This is a genomic window from Streptomyces sp. NPDC006140 (genome assembly GCF_040628815.1).
Lineage (GTDB): Bacteria > Actinomycetota > Actinomycetes > Streptomycetales > Streptomycetaceae > Streptomyces.
The window spans coordinates 142,976-168,354 of record NZ_JBEXTS010000009.1 but is presented as its reverse complement, the minus strand read 5'-3'; the positions used below and the strand labels follow the sequence as shown (position 1 = coordinate 168,354).

22 protein-coding genes and 1 pseudogene are annotated in these 25,379 nt (G+C 71.5%); 14 read left to right on the top strand and 9 right to left on the bottom strand.

Annotated features, from left to right (window positions below):
- Positions 1 to 498: 498 nt before the first annotated feature.
- From ABZ386_RS23625 to ABZ386_RS23610, 4 genes are all read left to right on the top strand, one after another.
- Positions 499 to 1,731: an NADP-dependent malic enzyme gene (locus ABZ386_RS23625; RefSeq protein ID WP_114255255.1), complete on the top strand. Its 1,233-nt coding sequence runs from the start codon at positions 499 to 501 to the stop codon at positions 1,729 to 1,731.
- Positions 1,732 to 2,152: 421 nt separating this feature from the next.
- Complete coding sequence (locus tag ABZ386_RS23620; protein WP_355717660.1) at positions 2,153 to 3,118, top strand: zinc-binding dehydrogenase; 966 nt, start codon at positions 2,153 to 2,155, stop codon at positions 3,116 to 3,118.
- A 101-nt stretch (positions 3,119 to 3,219) separates the two neighbouring features.
- Complete coding sequence (locus tag ABZ386_RS23615) at positions 3,220 to 3,429, top strand: HTH domain-containing protein (protein WP_031103307.1); 210 nt, start codon at positions 3,220 to 3,222, stop codon at positions 3,427 to 3,429.
- Positions 3,429 to 4,001 carry a Clp protease N-terminal domain-containing protein gene (locus ABZ386_RS23610; protein ID WP_351342343.1) on the top strand — a complete coding sequence of 191 codons (573 nt, stop codon included), beginning with the start codon at positions 3,429 to 3,431 and terminating at the stop codon, positions 3,999 to 4,001. The genes ABZ386_RS23615 and ABZ386_RS23610 overlap by 1 nt, the downstream gene beginning before the upstream one ends.
- Positions 4,002 to 4,012: 11 nt before the next feature.
- Here ABZ386_RS23610 and ABZ386_RS23605 read toward each other — a convergent pair whose 3' ends face one another.
- Positions 4,013 to 5,086: a PadR family transcriptional regulator gene (locus ABZ386_RS23605; RefSeq protein WP_355717653.1), complete on the bottom strand. Its 1,074-nt coding sequence runs from the start codon at positions 5,084 to 5,086 to the stop codon at positions 4,013 to 4,015.
- A 1-nt stretch (position 5,087) separates the two neighbouring features.
- Entirely contained in the window at positions 5,088 to 6,089 is a 1,002-nt protein-coding gene (locus ABZ386_RS23600; RefSeq protein WP_358965744.1) for a DUF4097 family beta strand repeat-containing protein, read from the bottom strand.
- A 147-nt stretch (positions 6,090 to 6,236) separates the two neighbouring features.
- Here ABZ386_RS23600 and ABZ386_RS23595 point away from each other — a divergent pair, with 147 nt between their 5' ends.
- On the top strand, positions 6,237 to 7,064 hold the full coding sequence (locus ABZ386_RS23595; RefSeq protein WP_356501890.1) for a hypothetical protein: 828 nt from the start codon (positions 6,237 to 6,239) through the stop codon (positions 7,062 to 7,064).
- Positions 7,065 to 7,430: 366 nt separating this feature from the next.
- Here the strand turns inward: ABZ386_RS23595 and ABZ386_RS23590 are convergent, their stop codons facing one another.
- Positions 7,431 to 7,610: a DUF6104 family protein gene (locus ABZ386_RS23590; protein ID WP_028420339.1), complete on the bottom strand. Its 180-nt coding sequence runs from the start codon at positions 7,608 to 7,610 to the stop codon at positions 7,431 to 7,433.
- On the opposite strand from ABZ386_RS23590, the pseudogene ABZ386_RS23585 reads away from it, so the two are divergent.
- Both ABZ386_RS23585 and ABZ386_RS23580 read left to right on the top strand, forming a co-directional pair.
- Positions 7,527 to 7,877: pseudogene (locus tag ABZ386_RS23585) on the top strand (CU044_2847 family protein); the annotation flags it as partial. The gene ABZ386_RS23590 and the pseudogene ABZ386_RS23585 sit on opposite strands and share 84 nt — an antisense overlap.
- A 16-nt stretch (positions 7,878 to 7,893) precedes the next feature.
- Positions 7,894 to 8,043 (top strand): hypothetical protein, encoded by a 150-nt coding sequence (locus ABZ386_RS23580; protein ID WP_355726880.1) that lies wholly within the window; start codon positions 7,894 to 7,896, stop codon positions 8,041 to 8,043.
- A gap of 72 nt (positions 8,044 to 8,115) precedes the next feature.
- On the opposite strand, the gene ABZ386_RS23575 is transcribed toward ABZ386_RS23580, so the two are convergent.
- From ABZ386_RS23575 to ABZ386_RS23560, 4 genes are all read right to left on the bottom strand, one after another.
- Positions 8,116 to 11,946: a multifunctional oxoglutarate decarboxylase/oxoglutarate dehydrogenase thiamine pyrophosphate-binding subunit/dihydrolipoyllysine-residue succinyltransferase subunit gene (locus ABZ386_RS23575; protein ID WP_358965743.1), complete on the bottom strand. Its 3,831-nt coding sequence runs from the start codon at positions 11,944 to 11,946 to the stop codon at positions 8,116 to 8,118.
- A gap of 281 nt (positions 11,947 to 12,227) precedes the next feature.
- On the bottom strand, positions 12,228 to 13,340 hold the full coding sequence (locus tag ABZ386_RS23570; protein ID WP_114255261.1) for an ATP-binding protein: 1,113 nt from the start codon (positions 13,338 to 13,340) through the stop codon (positions 12,228 to 12,230).
- Entirely contained in the window at positions 13,337 to 14,077 is a 741-nt protein-coding gene (locus ABZ386_RS23565) for a response regulator transcription factor (protein WP_010040369.1), read from the bottom strand. The genes ABZ386_RS23570 and ABZ386_RS23565 overlap by 4 nt, the downstream gene beginning before the upstream one ends.
- 135 nt (positions 14,078 to 14,212) lie before the next feature.
- On the bottom strand, positions 14,213 to 14,893 hold the full coding sequence (locus ABZ386_RS23560) for a spermidine synthase (protein WP_355723235.1): 681 nt from the start codon (positions 14,891 to 14,893) through the stop codon (positions 14,213 to 14,215).
- Positions 14,894 to 15,190: 297 nt separating this feature from the next.
- On the opposite strand from ABZ386_RS23560, the gene ABZ386_RS23555 reads away from it, so the two are divergent.
- The gene (locus tag ABZ386_RS23555; RefSeq protein WP_351342607.1) at positions 15,191 to 15,868 is read left to right on the top strand and encodes a rhomboid-like protein; all 678 of its coding nucleotides are present in this window, start codon (positions 15,191 to 15,193) and stop codon (positions 15,866 to 15,868) included.
- 12 nt (positions 15,869 to 15,880) lie between these two features.
- On the opposite strand, the gene ABZ386_RS23550 is transcribed toward ABZ386_RS23555, so the two are convergent.
- On the bottom strand, positions 15,881 to 16,540 hold the full coding sequence (locus tag ABZ386_RS23550) for a GNAT family N-acetyltransferase (RefSeq protein ID WP_356615292.1): 660 nt from the start codon (positions 16,538 to 16,540) through the stop codon (positions 15,881 to 15,883).
- A gap of 175 nt (positions 16,541 to 16,715) precedes the next feature.
- Between ABZ386_RS23550 and lon the strand changes: the two genes are divergently transcribed.
- Both lon and ABZ386_RS23540 read left to right on the top strand, forming a co-directional pair.
- Positions 16,716 to 19,151 carry an endopeptidase La gene (gene lon, locus ABZ386_RS23545; RefSeq protein ID WP_356615293.1) on the top strand — a complete coding sequence of 812 codons (2,436 nt, stop codon included), beginning with the start codon at positions 16,716 to 16,718 and terminating at the stop codon, positions 19,149 to 19,151.
- Between the two features lie 198 nt (positions 19,152 to 19,349).
- Positions 19,350 to 19,841 (top strand): MarR family transcriptional regulator, encoded by a 492-nt coding sequence (locus ABZ386_RS23540; protein WP_114255265.1) that lies wholly within the window; start codon positions 19,350 to 19,352, stop codon positions 19,839 to 19,841.
- A gap of 30 nt (positions 19,842 to 19,871) precedes the next feature.
- Here ABZ386_RS23540 and ABZ386_RS23535 read toward each other — a convergent pair whose 3' ends face one another.
- Positions 19,872 to 20,657 carry a protein phosphatase 2C domain-containing protein gene (locus ABZ386_RS23535; RefSeq protein ID WP_356615295.1) on the bottom strand — a complete coding sequence of 262 codons (786 nt, stop codon included), beginning with the start codon at positions 20,655 to 20,657 and terminating at the stop codon, positions 19,872 to 19,874.
- Positions 20,658 to 21,025: 368 nt separating this feature from the next.
- Between ABZ386_RS23535 and ABZ386_RS23530 the strand changes: the two genes are divergently transcribed.
- From ABZ386_RS23530 to ABZ386_RS23515, 4 genes are read left to right on the top strand one after another with little or no spacing between them, the layout of a single operon-like run.
- Positions 21,026 to 23,800, top strand: coding sequence for a nitrate- and nitrite sensing domain-containing protein (locus ABZ386_RS23530; RefSeq protein WP_358965740.1), 2,775 nt, complete (start codon positions 21,026 to 21,028; stop codon positions 23,798 to 23,800).
- Positions 23,797 to 24,321: a roadblock/LC7 domain-containing protein gene (locus ABZ386_RS23525; protein ID WP_351342366.1), complete on the top strand. Its 525-nt coding sequence runs from the start codon at positions 23,797 to 23,799 to the stop codon at positions 24,319 to 24,321. The genes ABZ386_RS23530 and ABZ386_RS23525 overlap by 4 nt, the downstream gene beginning before the upstream one ends.
- Positions 24,318 to 24,740: a DUF742 domain-containing protein gene (locus ABZ386_RS23520; protein WP_114255268.1), complete on the top strand. Its 423-nt coding sequence runs from the start codon at positions 24,318 to 24,320 to the stop codon at positions 24,738 to 24,740. Before ABZ386_RS23525 ends, ABZ386_RS23520 begins: the two co-directional genes overlap by 4 nt.
- Positions 24,721 to 25,368 carry an ATP/GTP-binding protein gene (locus tag ABZ386_RS23515; RefSeq protein ID WP_351342369.1) on the top strand — a complete coding sequence of 216 codons (648 nt, stop codon included), beginning with the start codon at positions 24,721 to 24,723 and terminating at the stop codon, positions 25,366 to 25,368. Before ABZ386_RS23520 ends, ABZ386_RS23515 begins: the two co-directional genes overlap by 20 nt.
- Positions 25,369 to 25,379 lie beyond the last annotated feature (11 nt).

Genomic DNA, 25,379 nt, shown 5'->3' with positions numbered 1-25,379 from the left:
TGTCGCGACCTCGTGTGATTACGGCATCTTGCCATTCGGACTGCGCCATTCTGGGGGCCAGCCATGTCAAAATCGGATAACGGGCGACCCCCGAACCGCACCACTCCGGTACATCACGGCCGGACCTTCTGTGGGAATCATTCCTTCCGGCCGGAAGATCTTCGGCATATCCCGGGATTTCGAGACGGGGGCCGAGGGCTTCGCCGACGCATGAGCGGTTGTCGATGGTTTGTCCAGGCCTTGTCCTGATTTTGGACGAAGAGTCAGGGCGCCGGCATGTGACCTTCGCGTTATGGACTCGTCGTCGGCGGCGTCCGTCCGGTAAGAAGGGTCTTTACACCCCTCATCCGGGGCTCAGGGCGCGTGTGCGGCGCGCCCGTCGCGTACGCGCCCGTACGTATCACGTACACAGCACGACCATGGCCGTACGCGGTCCCGCCCACCCCTCACCAGGAGTGGCCACCCTCAAACCGAAGAAGATCTAAGGGGTAGAACCAAGTGGCAGCGGAGATCGTCAATCCTCGCAGCGAGAGCAAGACCGGAGATACGGGCGGCGAGGGCGGTGCGGAGCCCCTCGACTCCTTCGACCCGGCGTTCGCGCTGCACCGCGGCGGCAAGATGGCCGTGCAGGCCACCGTGCCGGTCCGTGACAAGGACGACCTGTCCCTGGCGTACACGCCCGGCGTCGCGAAGGTGTGCAGCGCGATCGCCGAGCAGCCGGAGCTGGTGCACGACTACACGTGGAAGTCGTCGGTCGTCGCCGTCGTGACGGACGGTACGGCCGTGCTGGGGCTCGGTGACATCGGGCCCGAGGCCTCCCTCCCCGTGATGGAGGGCAAGGCGATTCTGTTCAAGCAGTTCGGCGGCGTGGACGCGGTCCCCATCGCGCTGAACTGCACGGACGTCGACGAGATCGTCGAGACGGTGGTGCGGCTCGCGCCGTCGTTCGGCGGGGTCAACCTGGAGGACATCTCGGCGCCGCGGTGCTTCGAGATCGAGCGGAAGCTGCAGGAGCGGCTGGACATTCCGGTCTTCCACGACGACCAGCACGGTACGGCGGTCGTGACGCTGGCCGCCCTGCGGAACGCCGCGCGGCTGAGCGGGCGGGCGGTCGGGGACCTGCGGGCCGTCATCTCCGGCGCTGGTGCGGCGGGTGTCGCCATCGCGAAGATGCTGGTCGAGGCCGGGATCGGGGATGTCGCGGTGGCCGACCGCAAGGGTGTCGTGTCGGCGGACCGGGACGACCTCACGCCGGTGAAGCGGGAGCTGGCCGGGTTCACGAACAAGGCGGGGATCAGCGGGTCGCTGGAGGCGGCGCTGGCCGGGGCCGATGTGTTCATCGGGGTCTCGGGAGGGACCGTGCCGGAGTCCGCGGTCGCGTCCATGGCCGAGGGTGCGTTCGTCTTCGCCATGGCGAACCCGAACCCGGAGGTGCATCCCGAGGTCGCGCACAAGTACGCGGCGGTGGTCGCCACCGGGCGGTCGGACTTCCCGAACCAGATCAACAACGTGCTGGCGTTTCCGGGGATCTTCGCGGGGGCGCTGCAGGTGCGGGCCTCCCGGATCACCGAGGGGATGAAGCTGGCCGCCGCGGAGGCGCTGGCGGCCGTGGTCGGGGACGACCTCGCGGCCGACTACGTCATCCCGTCGCCGTTCGACGAGCGGGTCGCGCCTGCGGTGACGGCGGCGGTGGCGGCGGCTGCTCGGGCCGAGGGTGTGGCTCGGCGCTGACGTTGCCGGTTGTTGTGTGAGGTGGCCCCGTCCGGGCTGGTTCGGGCGGGGTCATTTCTTTGCCGGGGGGATCGGCTGTTCGGGTGGTTCCGGGGGGCCTGTGCGGGTGGTGGGGGTGCGCGTCTTCGCCTGACGCCGGGGGGTGGGTCGGGGCCGCGCCGGGGGGTGTCCGTCCTCGGAACGGCGCGATGGACCTACTTACCGACTGACTGGCGTTGACGCGCCAACCGCTGCGGGCGGACACCCCCCGACACGTCCCCTTCCGTGGTCCGGCGGGTGCGGGCGCGTCGTGGCTGCCGCTCAGCCGCCCTAGCTGCGGGCCCACCCGGCCTCAGCAGCGGTGTCCCGCTCCTGGCAAGAGGGTGTGTCTCACAGGCCCGTATGGTTCCTTCGGTTCGTCGGGGAACCTATCGTCAAGGTCATGTTCGCTGTCTACGCCGCCCGAATCGACCGCGACCAGCCGCTGTCCGGCCTGGAGTTGGGGGAGCGCCCGGCTCCCGAGGTCCGCCCCGGCTGGAGCGCCGTCACGGTCAAGGCCGCCTCCCTCAACCACCACGACCTCTGGTCCCTGCGCGGTGTAGGCCTCGCAGAGGACAAGCTGCCGATGATCCTCGGCTGTGACGCCGCCGGTGTCGACGAGGACGGCAACGAGGTCGTCCTGCACTCCGTGATCGGACAGAGCGGGCACGGGGTCGGCCCGAAGGAACCCCGTTCCATCCTGACCGAGCGCTACCAGGGCACCTTCGCGGAGCAGGTCGCCGTGCCGACCTGGAACATCCTGCCCAAGCCCAAGGAGCTCTCCTTCGAGGAGGCCGCCTGTCTGCCCACGGCCTGGCTGACCGCGTACCGGATGCTGTTCACCAACGCGGGGGTGCGGCCCGGTGACTCGGTGCTGGTGCAGGGCGCCGGCGGTGGTGTCGCCACGGCCGCCATCGTGCTGGGGAAGGCCGCCGGGCTCCGGGTCTTCGCCACCAGCCGGGACGAGGCCAAGCGGAAGCGGGCCCTGGAGCTGGGGGCCGTGGAGGCGCTGGAGGCCGGGGCGCGGCTGCCGCAGCGGGTCGACGCCGTGATCGAGACCGTGGGTGCCGCCACCTGGTCGCATTCCGTGAAGTCGCTGAAGCCCGGCGGCACTCTGGTGATTTCCGGTGCCACCAGTGGCGACCGGCCCTCGCACGCCGAGCTGACCCGGATCTTCTTCCTGGAGCTCAAGGTCGTCGGGTCCACCATGGGGACCAAGGACGAGCTGGAGGATCTTCTTGCTTTCTGTGCCGCCACCGGTGTGCGGCCCGTCATCGACGAGGTCCTGCCCATGGACCGTGCGCGTGAGGGCTTCGAGCGGCTCGCTTCGGGTGAGCAGTTCGGGAAGGTCGTGCTGACCAATCCCTGAGGTGCGGTGTGTGTGAGTCGAACGGCCGGTCCGGATTCGGGCCGGCCGTTGGCGTGTCAACTGTGGTTGACACACGGGGTTTGTCAACGTAGGTTGACGTCATGACCGAAGCAACCGATCTGGCCGAGCGTGCCGGTGACCGTGATCCGCGGGTCGGCCTGCGGGCCGTCGCCGCGCTGCGCAGGCTGCTGGAGCAACTGGAAGCCGTTCAGGTGCGCAATGCGCGCAACCAGGGCTGGTCGTGGCAGGAGATCGCCGGCGAACTCGGTGTGAGCAGGCAGGCCGTGCACAAGAAGTACGGGAGGCATTGATGTTCGAGCGGTTCACGAAAGATGCCCGGGATGTGGTGAAGAGCGCGTTCGAGTACGTGGAGGGGGGTGGTGGGGGCGGGCAGTGTGTGGAGCCGGAGCATCTGCTGCTCGCCGTCCTCGATCGGGACGGCAGTCGTGGGGCCTTCGCACTCGCGGCTTCGGGGCTCGGTGAGGGCAAGGAGTCCGTGCGGGAGGCGCTGCGCGAGGCGCGGAGGCGGGCCGGGCTGTCCCGGGCCGAGAGCGACGCGCTCGCCGGGCTGGGGATCGACGTGGCGGAGATCGTCGCCCGGGTGGAGGAGGTGCACGGGGTCGGGGCGATGTCCGGCGACCGCACGGACAAGCGGTGGTGGTCGGGACGTTCCTCCTTCGGGCGGGGCGCCAAGGACGTGCTGGAGAGGTCGCTGCGGGTGGCTCTCGCGCAGCGGGACCGGCACATCGGTGACGAGCACATCCTGCTCGCCCTGACCATGCGCCCCGGCGTGCCGGCCGAGGTCCTCGCCGACCACGGGGTGACGTACGAGTCCCTGGTGCGGGTGCTGTACGGCGGCGGTGGCGAGGCCAAGGCCGGATGAGCCGGGGTCTCCTACTGCTTCGGGGTGCGCAGGAGCGCCCCTATGTGGGCCGCCGCCGTCGACAGGTGGCGGCGGGCGTCACGCAGCTGGTCGGAGGTGACGCCGTGGTCGCGGGCCGCGTCGCGGATGTCGTCCCGGAAGCGGTCGAGGAGGCGGTCGAGGTCGCGGGCGGGGTCGCCGGTGGAGTCTGCGGCGTCCTCGTGGGCCCAGGCCGGTTCGTAGGAGGCTGGGAAGCCCTCCGCGGGCTGTGAGCCGGCCGGCTCCGGTGCCGGCTTGCCCGCCGCCGTGCCGCTGCCCGTGCCGGTCCAGTCGAAGCCGAACTCCTTGCCGTAGTCCTTGCCGAACTCGCCCATCTCCTTGGCCAGTTCGCTCAGGCCCTCGCGCAGGCCCGTCGGCCAGTCGCCGCGGGCGAAGTGGTCCTGCACCTGTTCCTGGACCCGGCGGGCGATGCGCTGCACCTGCTCCTGGGCCTGGGCGCGGGCCTGCTCCTGGGCCTCCTTCGCCTGGCGGCGGGCCCGCTGGGCTTCCTCGCGGGCGCGGCGGCTCTCGTCCTTGGCGCGCCGGGCCTGCTCCTTCCACTCCTGCCGGGCGCGGCGCATCTCCTCCTTGGCGATGCGCCAGGTCTCCTTGTCGCCGTACGAGGAGAAGTCGCCGTACGGGGTGCCCTCCGCGCCGGGGGGTCCGGTGCCGTTGCCCCGGCGGGCTTCGGTCGCCGCGGCGCGCATCTCGCGGCGCAGGTCGCCCGCGGCTCCGCGTACGTCGGCCTGGATCTCGGCGGCCAGCTCCGCGACCGACTCCCGGATCTCCAGCTCCAGGTCGGCCAGCTCGCCGCTGCGGTCGGCCAGTTCGGCGCGGCCCGCGTCCGTGATCGAGTACACCTTGCGGCCGCCCTCGGTGGTGTGGGTGACCAGGCCCTCCGCCTCCAGCTTGGCCAGGCGCGGGTAGACCGTGCCCGCCGACGGTGCGTACAGCCCCTGGAAGCGCTCCTCCAGGAGGCGGATCACCTCGTAGCCGTGTCGGGGAGCCTCGTCCAGCAGCTTCAGCAGGTAGAGCCGGAGGCGGCCATGGGCGAAGACGGGGGGCATGTCAGAGCACCTTCTTGTCGGTCGTGCCGTCGGCCGGGGCGCTGGTGGCGCCATCGCCCGGGCCGGAGACGGAATTGTCTCCCGAGTCGTCCCGCGGGCTGCTGTCCGGGGGTGCCGCTGGGTCGTCGGTGCCGGGGTGTGCGTCCTGGGGTGTATCGGTGGCGGGGCGTGCCTCCCGGGGTGCGTCGGCCTCGTCCTCGTCGGCCGGTCGGCGCAGCAGGGCGATGGAGCCGGAGACGGTGGTGGCCCGCAGCTTGCCGGTGCCCGCGCCGAGGCGGCCGGTGATCTTGTGGGCGCCCCACTGGCCGCGCACCCGCAGGCCGTCGAAGGCGTTGGAGATGGCACCGCTCGCCGTGTTGGCCTCGACCTCCGCGTCCGCCCGGTGGGGGAGCCGGATCGCGATCTCGCCCGAGACGCTGTTCAGCCGCACGTCCGTGGGGCCGTCCGGGTCGAGGTCGACGATCATGGAGCCGCTGACCGAGTCGGCCTGCACGGAGGGGCCGGAGCCCTCGACCACCGTGAGGTCGCCGGAGACGGACTGGAACCGGAGGTCGCCGGTCACGTCCTGGGCCTCCAGGCTGCCGGAGACGGTCTTGGCGCGAACCGGGCCGGAGAGGCCCACGAGGGTGGTGTCGCCCGTGACCCCCTTGATCGTCGACGGGCCGTCGATCCCGGAGACCACGGCTGCCGCGCCGACCACACCCACCTCCACCCGGGTCCCGGCCGGGACGGCCAGGGAGACCACCGCGCTGCGGCGCCAGCCCTTGCGGTCCAGCCAGGTGAGGAAGCCCTTCCAGGGCAGGTCCTCGTAGGCGACCGTGAGGGTGCCGTCCTGCTGTGTCACCACCAGGGGAGGGCCCTCGATCTCCGAGATCTCCAGGCGGGCGGAACCCTCGTCCGTGCCCACCACGTTCACCGTTCCGTTGACGAGGCGTACGTGGAGTGTGCTCACGGGCTCGTCGAAGGTGAGCTTCCTCGGTTCCGTGACGGACCACTCGGACATGGTGCAGACCTCCCCGACTCGACGCGCCATATCGCGTCTGCTTCAATCACGATATATCGCGGGCCCGGAAAGTCAAGACACCCGTTTTGGGGATGACTGGGCCGCCAAAAGTGCTCAAAGGTGGGTGATTCGCCCTAGCGTGTGACCATGACGGAAGCCGCCTCCGCAGGTCCCGGGCCCGGGGCACTGCTGCTGTGCCGGGCGGCGCCCGGGGCCGTCGCCCCCGTCGCCCACCTGCTGCGCGAACCCATGCAGCTCACCCGGGCGGGCGACGACTGGAGCGTGCTCGTCCCCGAGGGCCGGCCCTGGCGCGACGGCGCCGAGCCCGTCGACCGTGTCGTCACCGGCTGGGCCACGGCCCTCGCCGTCGGTGCGCCCTGGCCCGTCCTCGCCCTCTGGTGGGACGCCGACCACGCGGGCTACACGCTGGCGTCCGGCTTCCGCCGCCCGGTCGGGTTCGTCTGGCTCACCAGCGGTGTCCCGGCGGGGGAGGACGAGGCGATGCGGACCTTCGCCGCGCGCGTGGGTCTCGACCCCGTCCTGGACCTCCAGGCTCTCGACCAGCTCACGAAACCCGACACCGCGGCCGACGCCCGTACCCGCCTGCGCGGTCTGCTCGCGGTCCTCGCGCGCGTGGGCGTCTCACTGCCGCCCGGGCTGGCACCCGGGGAACCCGCCCAGCGCCTCCGGGAAGCCGCGCGGCTCCAGCCGGACAGCCTCCCGGTCGAGTGGCCGGGCTGGCGGGAGGCGGTCGCCGAACGCGGCACCGTCGAGCACAGCCGCCTCGGCCCCTGGATGCCCTGGACCGGCGGCCCCCGGGCCCGTGCCCTGGCCCTCGCGCAGCTGGCCGCGGGCGTACCGCTCGTGGCGTGGGGGCTGCGGCGGCACAGCGGCGGCTGGCTCATGACCGGGGCACTGCTCCTGGCCCACGGTGCGTGGGGACTGGCCTACGGCCTCGCGCATCCGCGCGACTGACGCCTGCGGCGCCTCGGCGGAGGGCCGAGGGCCGGTCATCCGGCGCTGCGGATCACCGGGGGATGCGGATCACCGGTGGCTGCGGATCATCGGGGGCTGCGGATCATCGGGGGCTGCGGATCACCGGGGGCTGCGGATCACCGGGGGTTGCGGATCACCGGGCGCGGCCGGCACCGGGCCACGTCGGCATCCGGCCAGGCCGACACCCGACCTGCCAGCCACCCGGCCCAGTCGGCGCCCAACTCAGTCGGCACACGTCAACCCCGGGCCCGGCCGCGGCACATGAAGGGGTCGGGCACCGGGCCGATGCCCGACCAGGTCGCCCCCCCCGACCCCGCCACCCCCAACTCGTCCCCTACTCGTCCCCTACTCGTCGTCCTCGTCATCCAACCGCGCCAGCCACGTCGCCAGTCGCTCCACCGGTACCTCGAAGTCGGGGTTGAGATCGACGAACGTGCGCAGTTGCTCGGCGAGCCACTCGAAGGTGATCTCCTCCTCGCCGCGCCGCTTCTCGAGTTCCTCGATGCCTCGGTCGGTGAAGTACACGGGTGTTCTCCTGGGGCTGGGCCTGGGGCCGCGTTTCGTACCTCTCCAGGTTATGCGGCCCGGTGCCCCGGCCGTACCGCGCGCTTTCCCCCACCCGCGCGGGAGCCGAACGAACTGGTCGGCGGAGTCGGCGCCGCCGTCCTGCGGGCGGCCCGTGACGTGCGGCCGGACCAGGTCAGCGCCGCCTTCGGCGTCGGACTGGCGGTGAAGCCCGGCAAGGCCGTCGCCCTGCTCGCGGACGGCGAGGCCAAGGCGGCGATCTCGGTCACGCTGACCTGGAACAGTGCTTTCTTCCGGCACCCTGCGGGACCTGCGGGCGAGCGGAGCCGATCCCGAAGCGGCCGGTCCGGACGCCGTGTGGGCCCGCAACCTCGCGCTGTACTACGACCCGCCGGACATCCACCCGACACCGGACCTGCTCTCGGTGCCCTGAGAACGGGTCCGGCCCCGCCACCTCGAACGAGGCGGCGGGGCCGGACCCTGCGGCGGACCGGTGCTCAGAGGCTCACGCCTCGAACACCTCCCGCACCAACTGCTCCTGCTCGGCCTGGTGCCGCTTCGCGGAACCCACGGCCGGGGACGAGCTGTGCGGACGCGAGATGCGGCGCAGGCGCTCGCCGGCGGGGATGTCCGCGCCGACCGCCAGGTCGAGGTGGTCGATCAGGTTGAGCGCGATGAACGGCCAGGCACCCTGGTTCGCCGGCTCCTCCTGGGCCCACAGGTACTTCTCGGCGTTCGGGTACTTCTTGATCTCCGCCTGGAGCTCGGTACCCGGCAGCGGGTACAGGCGCTCGATGCGGATGATCGCCGTGTCCGTCACACCGCGCTTCTGCCGCTCGGCCTCCAGGTCGTAGTAGACCTTGCCGGCGCAGAAGACGACCTTCCTGACCGCGGCCGGGTCGACCGACGCGTCGCCAATGACCGGCTGGAACTGCCCGGTCGTGAACTCCTCCGCCTTCGCCGCCGCCGCCTTCAGGCGCAGCATCGACTTCGGCGTGAAGACCACCAGCGGCTTGTGGTGCGGGTTGTGCACCTGCCACCGCAGGAGGTGGAAGTAGTTCGACGGCGACGTCGGCATGGCGACCGTCATGTTGTTCTGGGCGCAGAGCTGCAGGAACCGCTCCGGGCGGGCCGAGGAGTGGTCCGGGCCCTGGCCCTCGTAGCCGTGCGGCAGGAGCAGGACGACGCCGGAGGTCTGGGCCCACTTCTGCTCGGCCGAGGAGATGAACTCGTCCACGACCGTCTGCGCGCCGTTGACGAAGTCGCCGAACTGCGCCTCCCACATCACGAGCGCGTTCGGGCGGGCCAGCGAGTAGCCGTACTCGAAGCCCATCGCCGCGTACTCGGAGAGGAGGGAGTTGTAGACGTTGAGCCGCGCCTGGTCCTCGGAGAGGTACTGCAGCGGCGTGTACTCGTCGCCCGTGGTGCGGTCGATGATGACCGCGTGGCGCTGGCCGAACGTACCGCGCTGCGAGTCCTGGCCGGCCAGGCGGACCGGGACGCCCTCCAGCAGGAGGGAGCCGATCGCGAGGGTCTCGCCCATGCCCCAGTCGATCGTGCCGTCCTCGACCATCGCCGCCCGGCGCTGCAGCTGCGGCAGCAGACGCGGGTGGACGGTGATGTGGTCGGGGATGTTGACCTGGGACTCGGCGATCCGCTTGACGACCTCCGAGGTCACCGCGGTGTTCACGGCGACCGGGAACTCGGCCTGCGGGTCGGAGGGCTCCACGGCGGACGGCTGCGAGGTGGCCTCGCGGACCTCCGTGAAGACCTTCTCCAGCTGGCCCTGGTAGTCCTGGAGCGCCTGCTCGGCCTCTTCCAGGGTGATGTCGCCGCGACCGATCAGGGACTCGGTGTACAGCTTGCGCACCGAGCGCTTCTTGTCGATCAGGTCGTACATCAGCGGCTGGGTGAAGGCCGGGTTGTCCGACTCGTTGTGACCGCGGCGGCGGTAGCAGATGAGGTCGATCACCACGTCCTTGTTGAACGCCTGGCGGAACTCGAAGGCGAGTCGCGCCACGCGGACGACGGCCTCGGGGTCGTCGCCGTTGACGTGGAAGATCGGGGCCTCGATCATCCGGGCCACGTCCGTCGCGTACATGGAGGAGCGCGAGGACTCGGGGGCCGCGGTGAAGCCGACCTGGTTGTTGATGACGATGTGGACCGTGCCGCCGGTGCGGTAGCCGCGCAGCTGCGACATGTTCAGGGTCTCGGCCACCACGCCCTGGCCCGCGAAGGCCGCGTCGCCGTGGATCGCCACCGGCAGGACCGTGAAGTCCGTGCCGCCCTTGTTGATGATGTCCTGCTTGGCGCGCGAGACGCCCTCCAGGACCGGGTCCACCGCCTCCAGGTGCGAGGGGTTCGCGACCAGGGAGACCTTGATCTGCTCGCCGTCGAGGCCCGTGAAGGTGCCCTCGGCGCCCAGGTGGTACTTCACGTCACCGGAGCCGTGCATCGACTTCGGGTCGAGGTTGCCCTCGAACTCGCGGAAGATCTGGGCGTACGACTTGCCGACGATGTTGGCGAGGACGTTCAGACGGCCGCGGTGGGCCATGCCGATGACGACCTCGTCCAGGCGCGACTCGGCAGCGGAGTCGAGCACCGCGTCGAGCAGCGGGATGACGGACTCGCCGCCCTCCAGGGAGAAGCGCTTCTGGCCGACGTACTTCGTCTGCAGGAAGGTCTCGAACGCCTCGGCCGCGTTCAGGCGGCGCAGGATGCGCAGCTGCTCCTCGCGCTCCGGCTTGGAGTGCGGGCGCTCCACGCGGTCCTGGATCCACTTGCGCTGCTTGGGGTCCTGGATGTGCATGAACTCGATGCCGGTGGTGCGGCAGTACGAGTCGCGCAGGACGCCGAGGATGTCGCGCAGCTTCATCATCGACTTGCCGGCGAAACCGCCGACGGCGAACTCGCGCTCCAGGTCCCAGAGCGTGAGGCCGTGCTCGGTGATGTCCAGGTCGGGGTGCTTGCGCTGCTGGTACTCCAGCGGGTCGGTGTCGGCCATGACGTGGCCGCGGACCCGGTAGGAGTGGATCAGCTCGAAGACGCGGGCGGCCTTGGTGACGTCGTCGTCGTGGCTGGCGTCGATGTCCTTGAGCCAGCGGACCGGCTCGTAGGGGATGCGCAGCGCCTCGAAGATGTCGTCGTAGAAGCCGTTCTCGCCGAGCAGCAGGTTCGCGACCTGGCGGAGGAACTCGCCGGAGGCGGCGCCCTGGATGACCCGGTGGTCGTAGGTCGACGTGAGCGTCATGACCTTCGAGATGCCGAGCTTGTTCAGGGTGTCCTGGCTGGTGCCCTGGAACTCCGCCGGGTAGTCCATGGAGCCGACGCCCATGATCACGGACTGGCCGGGCATCAGGCGCGGCACCGAGTGGACCGTGCCGAGGCCGCCGGGGTTGGTCAGGGAGACCGTGACTCCGGTGAAGTCGTCCATCGTCAGCTTGCCGTCGCGGGCGCGGCGGACGATGTCCTCGTAGGCCTGCCAGAACTCGAAGAAGTTCAGCGTCTCGGCCTTCTTGATCGCCGCGACGACGAGCTGGCGGTCGCCGTTCGGCTTGACCAGGTCGATGGCGAGACCGAGGTTGACGTGGTCCGGCTTGACCAGGGTCGGCTTGCCGTCCACCTTCGCGAACGAGTAGTTCATCGCCGGCATGGCCTTGATCGCCTGGACCATGGCGTAGCCGATGAGGTGCGTGAAGGAGATCTTCCCGCCGCGCGCCCGCTTGAGGTGGTTGTTGATGACGATGCGGTTGTCGAACAGCAGCTTCACCGGGACCGCGCGCACGGACGTGGCCGTGGGCAGTTCCAGGGAGGCGTCCATGTTCTTCGCGACCGCGGCGGCGGGGCCGCGCAGCACGACCTGCTCGGGGCCCGAGGGGGCCTCGGCGGCGGGCTCGGCCGTCTTCGCGGGAGCGGCCGGCTTCGCGGGGGCCGGGGCGGCCTTCGCGGGAGCGGCGGCCTGGGCCGGGGCCTGCGCGGCGGGCTTCGCCTGGGCCGGAGCCGGGGCCTGCGCGGCGGCGGGCTTCTCGGCGGCGGGCTTCTCGGCCGCCGGGGCGGGGGCCTGGGCGGGAGCGGCCTGCGCGGCCGGCTGAGCGGTGGTGGTGCCCGCGGCCCCCGCGGCCGCGGTACCCGCCGGAGCCGGCGCGCCAGCGGCGCCCGGCTTGTAGTCGGCGAAGAAGTCCCACCAGGCTCGGTCTACCGAATTCGGGTCCTGGAGGTACTGCTGATAGATCTCGTCGACGAGCCACTCGTTGGCACCGAACGACGCGGCGGGGTTCTTGCCCGCTTGGTCGGTCTCGGTCGAGATGCTCGAGTTACTGGGGGACTGTGGCGACACGGCGGCAACCGCCCTCTTCCGCTTCACAAGATGATGGACAGCGGGAATCAAGGCTACGCCTCCCGGGCCGGGAAGGTCAGGTCGGGCCCGTTCAACGTCGTGTAAGTCACATCTCAGACTGTGTTTCGGGCCTTGAAATGGCGGGAAACAAGCGTAGTTCCGCTTAAGGAGGGAAGGGCGGGGCAAAGCCCCGGACGCCGATGGCGCGGGCCTGTGCCTGATCACACGTGTCCGTCAGCGCGGACGCCGGTGGATCTTGTGGCTCCGCTTCGAACTTTACGTCAACTTGGCACGGATGGCTCTCCTGGAAGAGTGACAAGAATCCGGCAACCCCGCTCGGATTCGGCCACTCCGATCCGCCCGCCGTGCAGATCCACCGCCCAGCGGGCGATCGCCAGGCCGAGGCCCGTGCCGCCGTCGCTGCCCGGCCCCTGCGGCCGTTTGGCGCTGCCCCGGTTGAACCGCTCGAAGACGCGGTGCCACTCCGACTTCGGAATGCCGGGGCCCTCGTCCAGGACCTCCAGCTCCAGCGACTCCGGCAGCGCGCCGCGCCGCGCCTTGACCGTCACCCGGCCGTGCGGCGGGCTGTGCTTGACCGCGTTGTCGATGAGGTTGGCGACGACCTGGTGGATGCGCTCCGGATCGGCGTGCGCGGTCAACTCCGGCGGATGGACGTCGAGGTGCAGATGGACGTCCGTGCGCGTGTGACTGCCCGAACCGGTGGCGATGCCCGCGCGCACGGAGGCGACCATGTTGGCCTCCTTCAGCACGCCGGACAGGTACGGCCACACCTCGAACCGCCGTTTCTTCAGCGGCACGACGCCGTTGTCCAGGCGGGACAGGTCCAGCAGCGTCTCCACCAGCCGGCCGAGGCGCTCGGTCTGCTTCAGGGCCGTGCGCATCGTCTCCGGGTCGGCCTGCGTGACGCCGTCGACGATGTTCTCCAGCACCGCGCGCAGACCCGCGATGGGCGTGCGCAGCTCGTGCGAGACGTTCGCCACCAGCTCCTTGCGCTGGCGGTCCTGGGCCTCCAGCTCGTCGGCCATGGCGTTGATCGTCACGGCCAGGTCGCCCAGTTCGTCACGGCGGTTCTCCCGCACCCGGCGGGTGTAGTCGCCCTGCGAGATGGACCGGGCCACGGCCGTCATCTCGTCCAGCGGGGCGGTGAGCGAATGGGCCACGAACTGCGTAATGAGAAGCGTGGCGATCATCGAGAAGACCGTGATGAAGCGCAGCTCCGTCTTCGTGTGCACCGCGATCACCGACAGACCGGTGGTGATCAGCACCGAGATGACGACCAGCGCGCCCAGCTTGGTCTTGATCGAGAACGGGCTCACCCCGCCCCAGGGTTCCGGCTCCCCGGGGTTTCTCCGTGCGGCCGGCCCGCCGCTCATGGCGTCGGGGTCTCCAGGGCGTAACCGACGCCGTGCACCGTACGGATCCGCTCGGCGCCGATCTTCCGGCGCAGCGCCTTGATGTGGCTGTCGACCGTGCGGGTGCCGGAGGCGTCCGCCCAGTCCCAGACCTCGGCGAGCAGCTGCTCGCGGGAGAGGACCGCGCGCGGGGTGTTGGCCAGGCACACCAGGAGGTCGAACTCGGTGGGCGTGAGGTGAACATCCTCACTCCGCACCCGCACCCGGCGCTGCGCGTGGTCGATCTCCAGTTCGCCCAGGCGCAGGATGCCGCTGCGCGGCGTCGCGGCGGCCAGCGCGGCCCGCTCCACGCGGCGCAGCAGCACGTGCACGCGCGCCGCCAACTCCCGCATCGAGAAGGGCTTCGTCATGTAGTCGTCGGCGCCGACGCCGAGCCCGACCAGCATGTCGGTCTCGTCGTCGCGCGCGGTGAGCATCAGCACCGGCACCGGGCGGGCGGCCTGCACGCGCCGGCAGACCTCCAGGCCGTCGAAGCCGGGCAGCATGATGTCGAGGATCAGCAGGTCGGGCTGCCAGGCCTCGGCCGTGTCGACGGCGGCCGGACCGTCACCCGCTGTTTGCACGAGGAATCCCTCGGCTCGCAGGCGGGTCGCGATGGCGTCCACGATCGTCGCGTCGTCCTCGACCACCAGGACCCGGCGCTGCGCGCCCGGGGTAGCCGTCGCCGAACCGTTGTGGGAGGTGTGTGTCTGCTCCATCGCCCGCCCCTGGGGTGTGCTTTCCGGAATCAGTGGGGTGATTCCTCATGACTGGCTATGCCTGCGCATGGTTGCGATTGACGCTTGAATGATCGGCGTCAGAGGAGCAGCGTACGGGGAGTCAGCACACCTTTGCTATCCAGGGCTGATGGCGAGGTGCACGACGTCCGGAACGCCCCGGGCAACCGGGATCTCTTCGGTACGCACCTGTTGGAACCCGGCATTCCGCAAGGTTTCTTCGAATTCCGGAGACGGCTGGGCGGACCAGACGGCGAGTACCCCGCCGGGCTTCAACACCCGTGCGCAGGCGGTCAGTCCGGCTTTGCCGTAGAGATGTGCGTTGCCTTCCGTGACGGTCCAGTCGGGGCCGTTGTCGATGTCGAGGCACAGCGCGTCGTACGTGGCGGATGTCTCATTGACGTATGCGACGAGATCGGCTTCGACGATTTCCGTGCGGGGGTCGGCGAGGGCCTCGGCGGAGATCGTGGAGAGCGGGCCGTCACGGTGCCATTCGACGATCGCGGGCTCGCGTTCCACCACCGCGATCCGCCCCCAGCGCGGGTCCGCCGCCGCGTGCGCGAGGGAGAAGCCGACGCCGAGTCCGCCGATCAGCAGGTCGGGGCGGGTCCGGCCGGGCAGGGCGTCCAGTGCCGCGTCGACCAGCCGCCGCTCCGAGCGGCCGTCGGAGGTGTCCATCAGGAAGCAGCCGTTCGCGATGATCTCCAGCCGGTCACCGGGCCGGCGCCGCAGCACGACTTCGCCGTGCGGGCCCTCGCGACGGTCCAGGACATCGGGAAGGTCGTTCGGGGTGGGCATGGGAACATCCTGGCAGGGGGCGGAGTTCGCACGCCGGGAATTTCCGCGCGGCCGGCGGCGGACGCGGGACAGGGCTGTCGGGTTGCTGTGAATCGGCTCTCGCGTGGCCCGGGTCACAGACAGTGGGGCGGTCGGGCACGAAGGCTGTGCGGGACGGAAGGAGCGCCCGTGGTGGAACGCGCCGCGCCGCCCGGCGAGGAGGCCGCACCCCCGCCGGCGGACGCGCCCGGGTACGACACGTCGGTCCTGCTGGACGGGGTGCCGCGGCAGCGGGCACGCCAGACCGCGGTCCCGGCGGTGCCGGACTCCCCGCCCTCGCGAACGCCCCGGGCCGGACTCCGGGCGCTGCGGCCCTGGCGGCTGCTGCCCACCCCCACGGGCACGCCGTTCACCTGCGCGTACGCGGCCCTGCTCGGTGTCACCTCGCTGATCGCCGCGCACGCCGACCCGGCCCTGGTGCACGCCCTGCTCCAGGGCTCCAGCACGGACGTGGCGCACCTGGTGCGGACGCCGGAGCTGGTGCTGGTGGGCAGCGCGCTGTGGGTCGCGGGCGGGGTGGCCTCGCCGTTCGCCATCGCCTTCGTGCTGGTGCTGACCGCGCTGGAACGGCGGATCGGCGGCCTGCGCACGGCCGGTGTCTTCCTGCTCGGGCACGTCCTCGCCACCCTGGCGACCGAGGTCCCGGTGGGACTCGCCGTCCTGGCCGGGCAGCTCCCCGACAGCTCCCTGCACCGCCTCGACTACGGCATCAGCTTCGGCGTCGCGGCCGGCACCGGCGCCCTGGCCGGGCTGCTGCCGCTCTGGCTGCGCGTGCCGCTGCTGGCCGGCTTCGCCGGGATGCTGCTCCAGGACCTGCTCGCCTTCACCGACCCGATGACGAACTGGGGGCACCTGATCGCCCTGGCCATCGGTGTCGCGACCTGGCCGCTGGTCCGCCGGTGGTACGCGACGCGCCTGGCCCGGGCGGGACGCTGAGCGCGGATCGGTTCAGGCCGTGCCGGAAGCCGGCGGGACGTGCTTCGCGCTGGTCAGCAGGGCCACCACCTCCCAGCCCAGTGCCTCGTAGAGCCCTCGGCCCGCGGGCGTTCCGGCCAGGACGCCGGTGCGGGCCCCCTGTTGGACGGCGGCGCTCTGCAGCGTCCGCATGACGACACCGCCGAGCCCCCTGCGGCGGTGCTCGGGGGCCGTCTCGATCTGGTCGACGACGGCGGTCGCGCCCGTCGGGGCGATCTGGCCGCGCGCCGCCAGGGAACCGTCCGGCGCGGCGACCAGCACGCGCGTCACCCCGCCCCGCGACCAGCTGCGCAGCCGGTAGCCCTCGGGAGCGTCCGGAGCGGCGTCCGCCGTCAGCGGGACCGTCATCAGGTAGCCGGGCTCGGGGTCGATCCACCAGTCGTCGCCCAGCCAGCCGGAGACCACGGACGGGTCCCGGAACACCTTCAGCCACACCCCGGCCCCGGTCACCGACTCGGCCACCTTGCGGACGGAGGCCTCGTCGAGAGCGTCACCGGTCGCGCCGAACACATGCCGTGTGACGTGGCCGTTCGCCCCCACGTCGATGGTGCAGCCCCAGGGCTGGGGGACCGGATCGGCCGCTCCACGGGACACGATCCACCCGTCCACCCACGCCTGCACGATCCGGTCCACGATTGTCCCCTGTAATGGGTAGATGGTCACTTGATCTATTACTCGGGTGACTGTACGCGGTGTCTCGTCCTCAGCGTCACCGGTGATCGCTCACAGCGAACGCCTGTCCGGGAACATCCCGTCGCCGCCAAGCATTGAGTCGGCATAGCTCAACTTGACTGCCGAAGGGGAGATCATGGCTTCGACGTCCACACCGCTCACCCTGCCCGTGCTGCCGCTCGACGGTGAGGTCGTGCTGCCCGGGATGGTGGTCCCGCTGGACCTGAGCGACTCCGAGGTCCGTGCCGCCGTGGAGGCCGCACAGGCCGCCGCTCGGACAACGCCCGGAAAGCCCCGGGTACTCCTGGTGCCACGCATCGACGGGACGTACGCGCACACCGGTGTCCTCGGCACCGTCGAGCAGGTCGGCCGGCTCGCCGACGGCGACCCGGGCGCGCTGATCCGCGGCCGGGGCCGGGTGAGGATCGGTGCGGGGACCACGGGACCCGGCGCGGCCCTCTGGGTCGAGGGCACCAGCGTCGACGAGACCGTGCCGGAGCCGCTGCCCGGGCAGGTCGCCGAACTGGTCAAGGAGTACAAGGCCCTCGCCACCGCCTGGCTGCGCAAGCGCGGCGCCTGGCAGATCGTCGACCGGGTCCAGGCCATCGACGACGTGTCGGCGCTGGCCGACAACTCCGGCTACTCGCCGTTCCTGACCACCGACCAGAAGGTCGAACTGCTGGAGACCACCGACCCGGTGGCCCGGCTCAAGCTCGCCACGCAGCAGCTGCGCGACCACCTCGCCGAGCAGGACGTGGCCGAGACCATCGCCAAGGACGTCCAGGAGGGCGTCGACAAGCAGCAGCGCGAGTTCCTGCTGCGGCGCCAGCTCGAAGCGGTCCGCAAGGAGCTGCGCGAGCTGAACGGCGAGCAGGAGGGCGAGGAGTCCGACGACTACCGCGCCCGGGTGGAGGCCGCCGACCTGCCCGAGAAGGTCCGCGAGGCCGCCCTCAAAGAGGTCGACAAGCTGGAGCGGTCCTCCGACCAGTCGCCCGAGGGCTCCTGGATCCGCACCTGGCTCGACACGGTCCTGGAGATGCCGTGGAACGAGCGCACCGAGGACGCCTACGACATCCAGGGCGCCAAGGCGGTCCTGGACGCCGAGCACTCCGGTCTCGAGGACGTCAAGGAGCGCATCACCGAGTACCTGGCGGTGCGCAAGCGGCGCAACGACCGGGGACTGCGCGTCGTCGGCGGGCGGCGCGGCGGTGCCGTGCTCGCGCTCGTCGGACCGCCCGGCGTCGGCAAGACCTCCCTCGGCGAGTCCGTCGCCCACGCCATGGGCCGCAAGTTCGTCCGCGTCGCCCTCGGCGGCGTGCGCGACGAGGCCGAGATCCGAGGCCACCGGCGCACCTACGTCGGCGCGCTGCCCGGCCGCGTCGTCCGCGCCATCAAGGAGGCCGGGTCCATGAACCCGGTCGTGCTGCTCGACGAGATCGACAAGGTCGGCTCGGACTTCCGGGGCGACCCGGCCGCCGCCCTCCTCGAAGTGCTCGACCCGGCGCAGAACCACACCTTCCGGGACCACTACCTGGAGGTCGAGCTGGACCTGTCGGACGTGGTCTTCCTCGCCACCGCCAACGTCCTGGAGGCCATCCCGGAGGCCCTGGCCGACCGGATGGAGATCGTCCGCCTCGACGGCTACACCGAGGACGAGAAGGTCGTCATCGCCCGTGACCACCTGCTCCCGCGCCAGCTGGAGCGGGCCGGCCTCGACAAGGACGAGGTGACCCTCGACGAGAGCGCGCTGCGCAAGCTCGCCGGCGAGTACACGCGCGAGGCCGGCGTCCGCAACCTGGAGCGGTCCGTCGCACGGCTGCTGCGCAAGGTCGCGGCCCAGCACGAACTGGGCGAGCGGGAGCTCCCGTTCACCGTCACCGACGGTGATCTGCGCGACCTGATCGGGCGGCCGCACCACGTGCCCGAGTCCGCCCAGGAGCCGGCCGAGCGGCGGACGTCCGTGCCGGGCGTGGCCACGGGCCTCGCGGTGACCGGAGCGGGCGGTGACGTGCTCTACGTCGAGGCGTCGCTGGCCGACCCGGAGACGGGCGCGGCCGGGCTGACCCTGACCGGTCAGCTGGGCGATGTGATGAAGGAGTCCGCGCAGATCGCGCTCAGCTTCCTGCGCTCCCACGGCGCCGAGCTGGAACTGCCGGTGGGCGATCTGAAGGACCGGGGCGTGCACATCCACTTCCCGGCGGGCGCGGTTCCCAAGGACGGCCCGAGCGCGGGCATCACGATGACCACGGCCCTCGCGTCCCTGCTCTCCGGCCGACTGGTCCGCACGGACGTGGCGATGACCGGCGAGGTCTCGCTGACCGGGCGGGTCCTGCCGATCGGCGGCGTGAAGCAGAAGCTGCTCGCGGCGCACCGGGCGGGCGTCACCACGGTGATCATCCCCAAGCGCAACGAGCCCGACCTGGACGACGTCCCGGCCGAGGTGCTGGACAAGCTCGACGTCCACGCCGTGACCGACGTCCGCCAGGTCCTGGAACTGGCGCTGTCCCCGGCGACGAACGGGGCCGCGCCCGAGGTTCCGGTCGCGGCGATGGGGGCAGCTCCCAGGCTTTAGGCACTGGGGGAGGGCGCGGCCGGTCGGGAAGGCCCGGGTTCTCGTGAGGGAGGCCCGGGCCTTCACCATGTGGCGGCCCTGTGTACACGCACCCCGTGACCTGCGGAATACTTGCCGAACTGCGGCGATGACAGCAGGTGGCGGAAAATCCCAGTACGGGAACTCTCCGTGCGGGCGACGACCGAGGCAGGGACTGACGTGCACGAGGACGGCAAGGACGACGGACACCGAGCTGCCGGTGCGGCCGGGAGCGCTGTGGATCAGCCTGCCTTCCTGGCGCTGGAGCGGGAGCTGACCGTGCTGCTGCGGCGGGCCCGGGCCAGCCAGGGCGAGATGGCCCGCGAGGTCCATCCCGACCTGGAGTCGTCCGCCTACGGGCTGCTGGTCCGGCTGGACGAGTGCGGCAAGCAGCGGGCCACCGCCCTCGCCGCCTACATCGGGGTCGGCAAGGCGACGATGTCCCGCCAGTTGCGCGCCCTGGAGGAACTCGGGCTGGTCGCGCGCGAGCCCGACCCCGCCGACGGCCGCGCCTGGCTGGTCGCCCTCACCCAGGAGGGCCACGACCGCGTTCGCCGGGTCCGCGAGGCCCGCCGCGCCCGGTACGCCGGCCGCCTGGCCGACTGGGACACCCACGAGGTCACGGAACTGGCCCGGCTGCTGCACCAGCTCAACCGCGGCATGGAGAAGTAGCGGGTCCTCAGAGCTCGGCGTACACGACCGTCAGAGCTCGGCGTACACGACCGTCGCGTCGTCGTGCCGCTTGCCGCGGCCGAGGAACGTGGCGGCGGAATCCGCCCGTTCCAGCGTCCGCACCCGGTCCACGAGCGCCTGCGGTCCCTCCTTGCGCAGCAGGCGGAAGCAGTCCGCCCAGTCGCCCTCCTGGAACTTCTCCACCCAGCGGGTCGCCCCGTCCGTCAGGGCGGCCAGGGCACGCACCTCGCGGCGGGGCAGGGTTCCGGTCACCGCGCGCCGGGCCACGGCGGGATCGGCGGCCGCCGTGAAGAAGCCGCCCTCCTTGTTCCGCAGCGTCGCGTCCACCAGCGCGTCCGTGGCCAGGGCCGAGCGCGGCAGCCGGGCCAGCCGGTCGTCCAGCAGCGCGGTCACCGCGCCGTCGGGGGACTCCAGCAGCAGGGCCGAGTCCGACAGGACCAGGTACTCCACCGTGGCCGGATTCCACCGGGCCAGGACCACCGTGGCCTGAGGTGTACGGGGGTGAGAAAGGTCACAGGTTTCCGCGTGTGCCTCGGCGGTACGCGCGATGGCGCGGGACAAGGCGTCGAGCAGAGGAACATCCGGGAGTGAAACGGTCAGTTCGGTCAGGGCTCCACCGAGGCGTGCGGTGAACCAGGGGACGGAATGCAGACAGCCCGTCCCGCCCTTCGGCGGGGTGACCCCGTCCAGGACGACCACCGAACCACCCTGTCCTGAGGCCGGAAGCCCGACACTGGCGAAGTCCTCATTCGGGCGGTCGGCGTCCCCGGGCTCCGAGGCGAGTTCAGTACGCATCCAGCCAGTCTGCACGAGCCCTTCACAAGGTCCGCAAAAGGCTGGCAATGGTTGCCGGACCGGCGCACCCGCGCAGGTCAGACGCCTGGTTTGGGCTGGAATGCTTTGTTCCGGGAAGGCGTGGTGGCGAATATTGCCACCGCCCGCCCCCGGCGTCCAACCGGCCTGCCGCACAAGGCGACTGCAAGGGCCTGCGGAACTTGCCCCTCAACTCCCCTCCGGGGTTCACTCCTTCGGGTGGCGGGCCAGGTGATGCGCGTGCGCTGCCCACCGGCGCTGGGAGGGTCGGGAAGTGTACCGGGAGTACGCGCCAGTTGACGGAGCGTCACCCGGGCCCAAGGGTTCACGAGTCAGGAATGCGAGCACCGGTGCAGAAGACGCGGCCTCGTCGCACAGGCAAGCAGACGGCCCCCGCTCAGGGCGCTGAGCCGACGACCCCCACCGGCAAGGGACGGCCCACGCACGTACGCAACCGGCTCATCGTCGCCGTCGCCGTGGTCGCCGCGGCCATCGCCGGCGCCGGCACCCCGTCCGTCCTCGCCGCCTCCCGGCAACTCCACGACTCCCAGGAGCTGGTGACGCTCGCGGAGCAGACGCAGGACGCCCTCGCCCTCGCCCACTCCCTCGCCGACGAGCGCGACGACGTCACCTCCTACATCGCGGCCGGCCGCCCCAAGTCCAAGGCGCCCTCCGAGCAGCACAGCGAACGCGTGGACCGGCAGGTCGAGGAGCTGCGGTCCGACACCGACACACCCGCCTCGCTCCGCTCGGACCTCGACGCCATCGCCTCCGTGCGCCGGGCCGCGCTCACCGGCAAGAGCAGCGCCCTCGAAGCGCACCAGGCGTACTCCACCGCCATCACCGAACTCCACCGGCTCGCCGAGCAACTGGCGCAGCAGACGCCGCCCCGCGCCGGCGCCGGCGGCTACGCGCTGGCCGAGCTGGACTCCGCCGTCCAGCAGGCCGCCGCGGCCCGGGGCCTGCTGCTGGCCGCGCTCAGCGTGCCGCGCAGCACCGAGACGGTCATCGACCCGGTCACCGGCCTGCCGACCGAGACCGCCACCTCCTCGGGCGCCGACGCCCGGCAGCGCGACGCCCTGAGCGCCGCCGCCCAGCAGGCCCGGCTGCGCTCCGACGCGGCCCTGGCCGACTTCCGCGACACCGCGCCCAAGGCGGCCCGCACCTCCTTCGACAACACGGTCACCGGCACCGAGGTCAACTCCGCCGAGAAGTACCTCGCCACCCTCACCGACCAGCCGACCCTGACCGGCAGCGAGCTCTCCACCAGCACCAAGAGGCTGGACGCGGCCCTCTCCGCCCGGGTCGACCTGATGCGCGGCGTCGAGTCCGCCCTCTACGACCGCCGCACCAAGGACCTGGAGGCCCTGCGCGACGACGACGTCACCGCGCTGGAGATCCGCATCGCGATCCTCGGTGCCCTGATGCTGCTCGCCGTCGGCGTCGCCACGGGCATGGCGCGCAGCCTGACCCGCCCGCTCGCGGTGCTGCGCCTGGGCTCGAAGCGCCTCGCCGAAGCCGAGGACCCGGCGGCCGAGGAACCGGTGAAGTTCACCGGCCGCAACGACGAGTTCGCCCAGGTCGTCCGCTCCGTCAACGCCCTGCACGCGCACGCGGCCGCCCTCACCGAGCGCATCGCCACCCTGGAGGGCGACCGCAAGCACCTCGTCGGCCAGCGCCAGAAGATGGCCGACGCCCGCGAGGAACTGCGCGCCGAACTGGCCGAGTCCGCCGCCCAGCTGGAGCGGCTGCGCACCGCCATCGGCGGCACGTTCGTCAACCTCGCCCTGCGCACCCTCGGCCTGGTCGAGCGGCAACTCGCCGTCATCGAGAACCTCGAGGAGCGCGAACAGGACCCGGACCGCCTCGCCACCCTGTTCAAGCTCGACCACTTCGCCACGGTCATGCGCCGGCACAGCGAGAACCTCCTCGTCCTCGCCGGCACCGAGCACGTCCAGCACGCCGCCGGGCCCGTGCCGCTGGTGGACGTCGTCCGTGCCGCGGTCAGCGAGATCGAGCGGTACGAGCGGGTGCGGATCGCCGCGCTGCCGCCGCACGCGCACATCGCCGGGTTCGCCGCCGACGACCTCTCCCACCTGCTGGCCGAACTCCTGGAGAACGCCACCTCGTTCTCCCCGCCCGACCTGCCCGTCGAGATCTCCGGCTGGCTGCTGGAGAACGGCGAGGTCATGCTCTCCGTCCAGGACGAGGGCATCGGCATGGCCGAGGACCGGCTGGAGCGCCTCAACGCCCGCCTGGCCGACTTCGACCCGGAGGCGCCGTACGACCAGGAGGGCGAGGACGGTCTCGGCCTCGGCCTGTACGTCGTGGCCCGCCTCGCCCACCGCCACGGCGCGCGCGTCCAGTTGCGCGAGCAGAAGCAGGGCGGTGTCGCGGCGGTCGTCGTGCTGCCCCGCACCCTCCTCGCCGCCGCCCCGCCCGCGGCCGTACCGGCCTCCGGCCCCGTCCCCGGCGCGGCCCACTCCTTCTCCTTCCCGGGCGCCGACGCCGAGGCCAACTCCAATGTCCTGCACGGCCGCACGAGCGGCGGGGACCCGCTGGTGGCGCTGGCGGAGAAGGCGGTACGACGCGAGGAGGCGGCGGAGGAGGCCGCCGAGCACCCGGAACCGGCACCGGCGGAGACCCCCGCCGAGACCACGATGGAGCTGCTGGCCCCGATACCGCAGGAGGACCCGGAGCCGACGCGGCACGAACCCGCGGCCGGCGACGGCGAATCCGCCCCACAGGGGTCAGTCGCACCCGACGACGAAACCCGCACGGGGGGTGCGGGTGGGAACGACACCGCCGAAGGCGAGGCCGAGGCGGAACACGAACGCGCACCGGACGACGAAGAGGACCGCGTCACCGACAAGGGCCTGCCCAAGCGCACACCCAAGATCACCGCTCCGGCCACCGCGCCCCGCCAGCGCAGCGGATCCGTCGACGCCGAGGCACTCCGCCGCCGCCTCGGCGGCTTCCGCCAGGGCGCACAGGCCGGCTACCGCGAGGTGGAGGCGGAGATCGCCGAGCAGACGGCCTCGCACAAGCGGCCGGCCACCGGCACACCAGGACAAGCTGAATCCGAAGAAGCCACGGGGGGCACAGTCGAGGAGGCAAGCAGTTGACCGCTCCCAGTACCTTCGGACTGATCGGACTGAGCAGTGAGGCCCGCAACCTGCACTGGCTGCTGACCAACCTCGTCGAAGAGGTCCCCGGCATCCTCTCGGTCGCGGTCGTCTCGTCCGACGGACTGCTCCTGCTGTCCTCCGACGACCACCGCAACCGGCAGGCCCGTCAGGCTCTGCAGGCCCGCGGGACCAAGAAGACCGGCCCGCGCGGCTCCGCCGCCGACCTGGCCACCATCGTCTCCGGCATCGGCAGCCTCACCGTCGGCGCCGCCAAGCTGATGGACTTCGGCGGGGTCAGGCACACCATGGTCGCCATGGACGAGGGCAGCCTGTTCGTGATGTCCATCAGCGACGGCTCGCTGCTCGGCGTCCACGGCTCCGCCGACTGCGACATGAGCGTGGTGGCGTACCACATGGCGCTGTTCGTCGGCCGCGCCGGACACGTCCTGACGCCCGAACTCCGCAGCGAACTCCGTAAATCCCTGGAGGAGTCCCAGACGACGGGGAGTGCCCGATGAGCAGTGCGCCGAAGTCCCAGCTCCCGGTCCGCGGCGGTGACCGCAAACCCGCCCGGGTCCGCCCCTACTCGCTCACCGGCGGCCGCACCCGCTTCGGCCACGTCCTCCTGGTGGAGACGTTCGTGGCCAGCACGGCCGCGCTGGACGCCCCGGAGGAGCGCAGGGAACTGACGAACGGCCACCTCTCCACCCGCGTGATGCCGGAGCTGCGGGCCATCGTCGAACTGTGCCGCCGGATGCGTACGGTGGCCGAGATCGCCGCGCTGCTGAAGATGCCGCTCGGCGTGGTCCGCGTGCTCCTGAGCGACCTCGCGGACCAGGGAAAGATCCGTGTGTACGGAACGGGCACCGGCCACGGCACGGGCCGCCCGGACCGCGCTCTGCTGGAAAGGGTGCTGAGTGGACTCCGTCGTCTCTGACGCCGCTCACGGCGTCTCTGGTACATCCCCGTTCGCCCAGCCCGGCGAGAGCATGCACGCCTGGGAGACGGACCGCACTCGCGCCCCCATCGCCACGAAGATCGTGGTGGCGGGCGGCTTCGGCGTGGGCAAGACCACGCTGGTCACCGCCGTCTCGGAGATCACGCCCCTGCAGACCGAGGCGCTGATGACCGAGGCGAGCGAGGCCCACGACGACCTCACCGCCACCCCGGGCAAGACCACCACCACCGTGGCCATGGACTTCGGGCGCATCACGCTCGACGACGACCTGGTGCTCTACCTGTTCGGCACGCCGGGCCAGCAGCGGTTCTGGTTCATGTGGGACGACATCGTGCGCGGCGCGATCGGCGCCGTCGTCATGGCCGACACCCGCCGTCTGAAGGACTGCTTCCCGGTCCTGGACTACTTCGAGAGCTCCGGACTGCCGTATGTGGTCGCCGTCAACCACTTCGACGGCAGCGAGCTGTTCGAGCCGGAGGACGTGCGGGAGGCCTTGACCATCCCGCGACACATACCTGTCATGATCATGGACGCGCGTCGCCGGATCTCCGTGATCGAGACCCTCCTGGCCCTGGTGGGCCACGCGCTCGACGAAACCCCCGAGTAGAGGACAGCCCC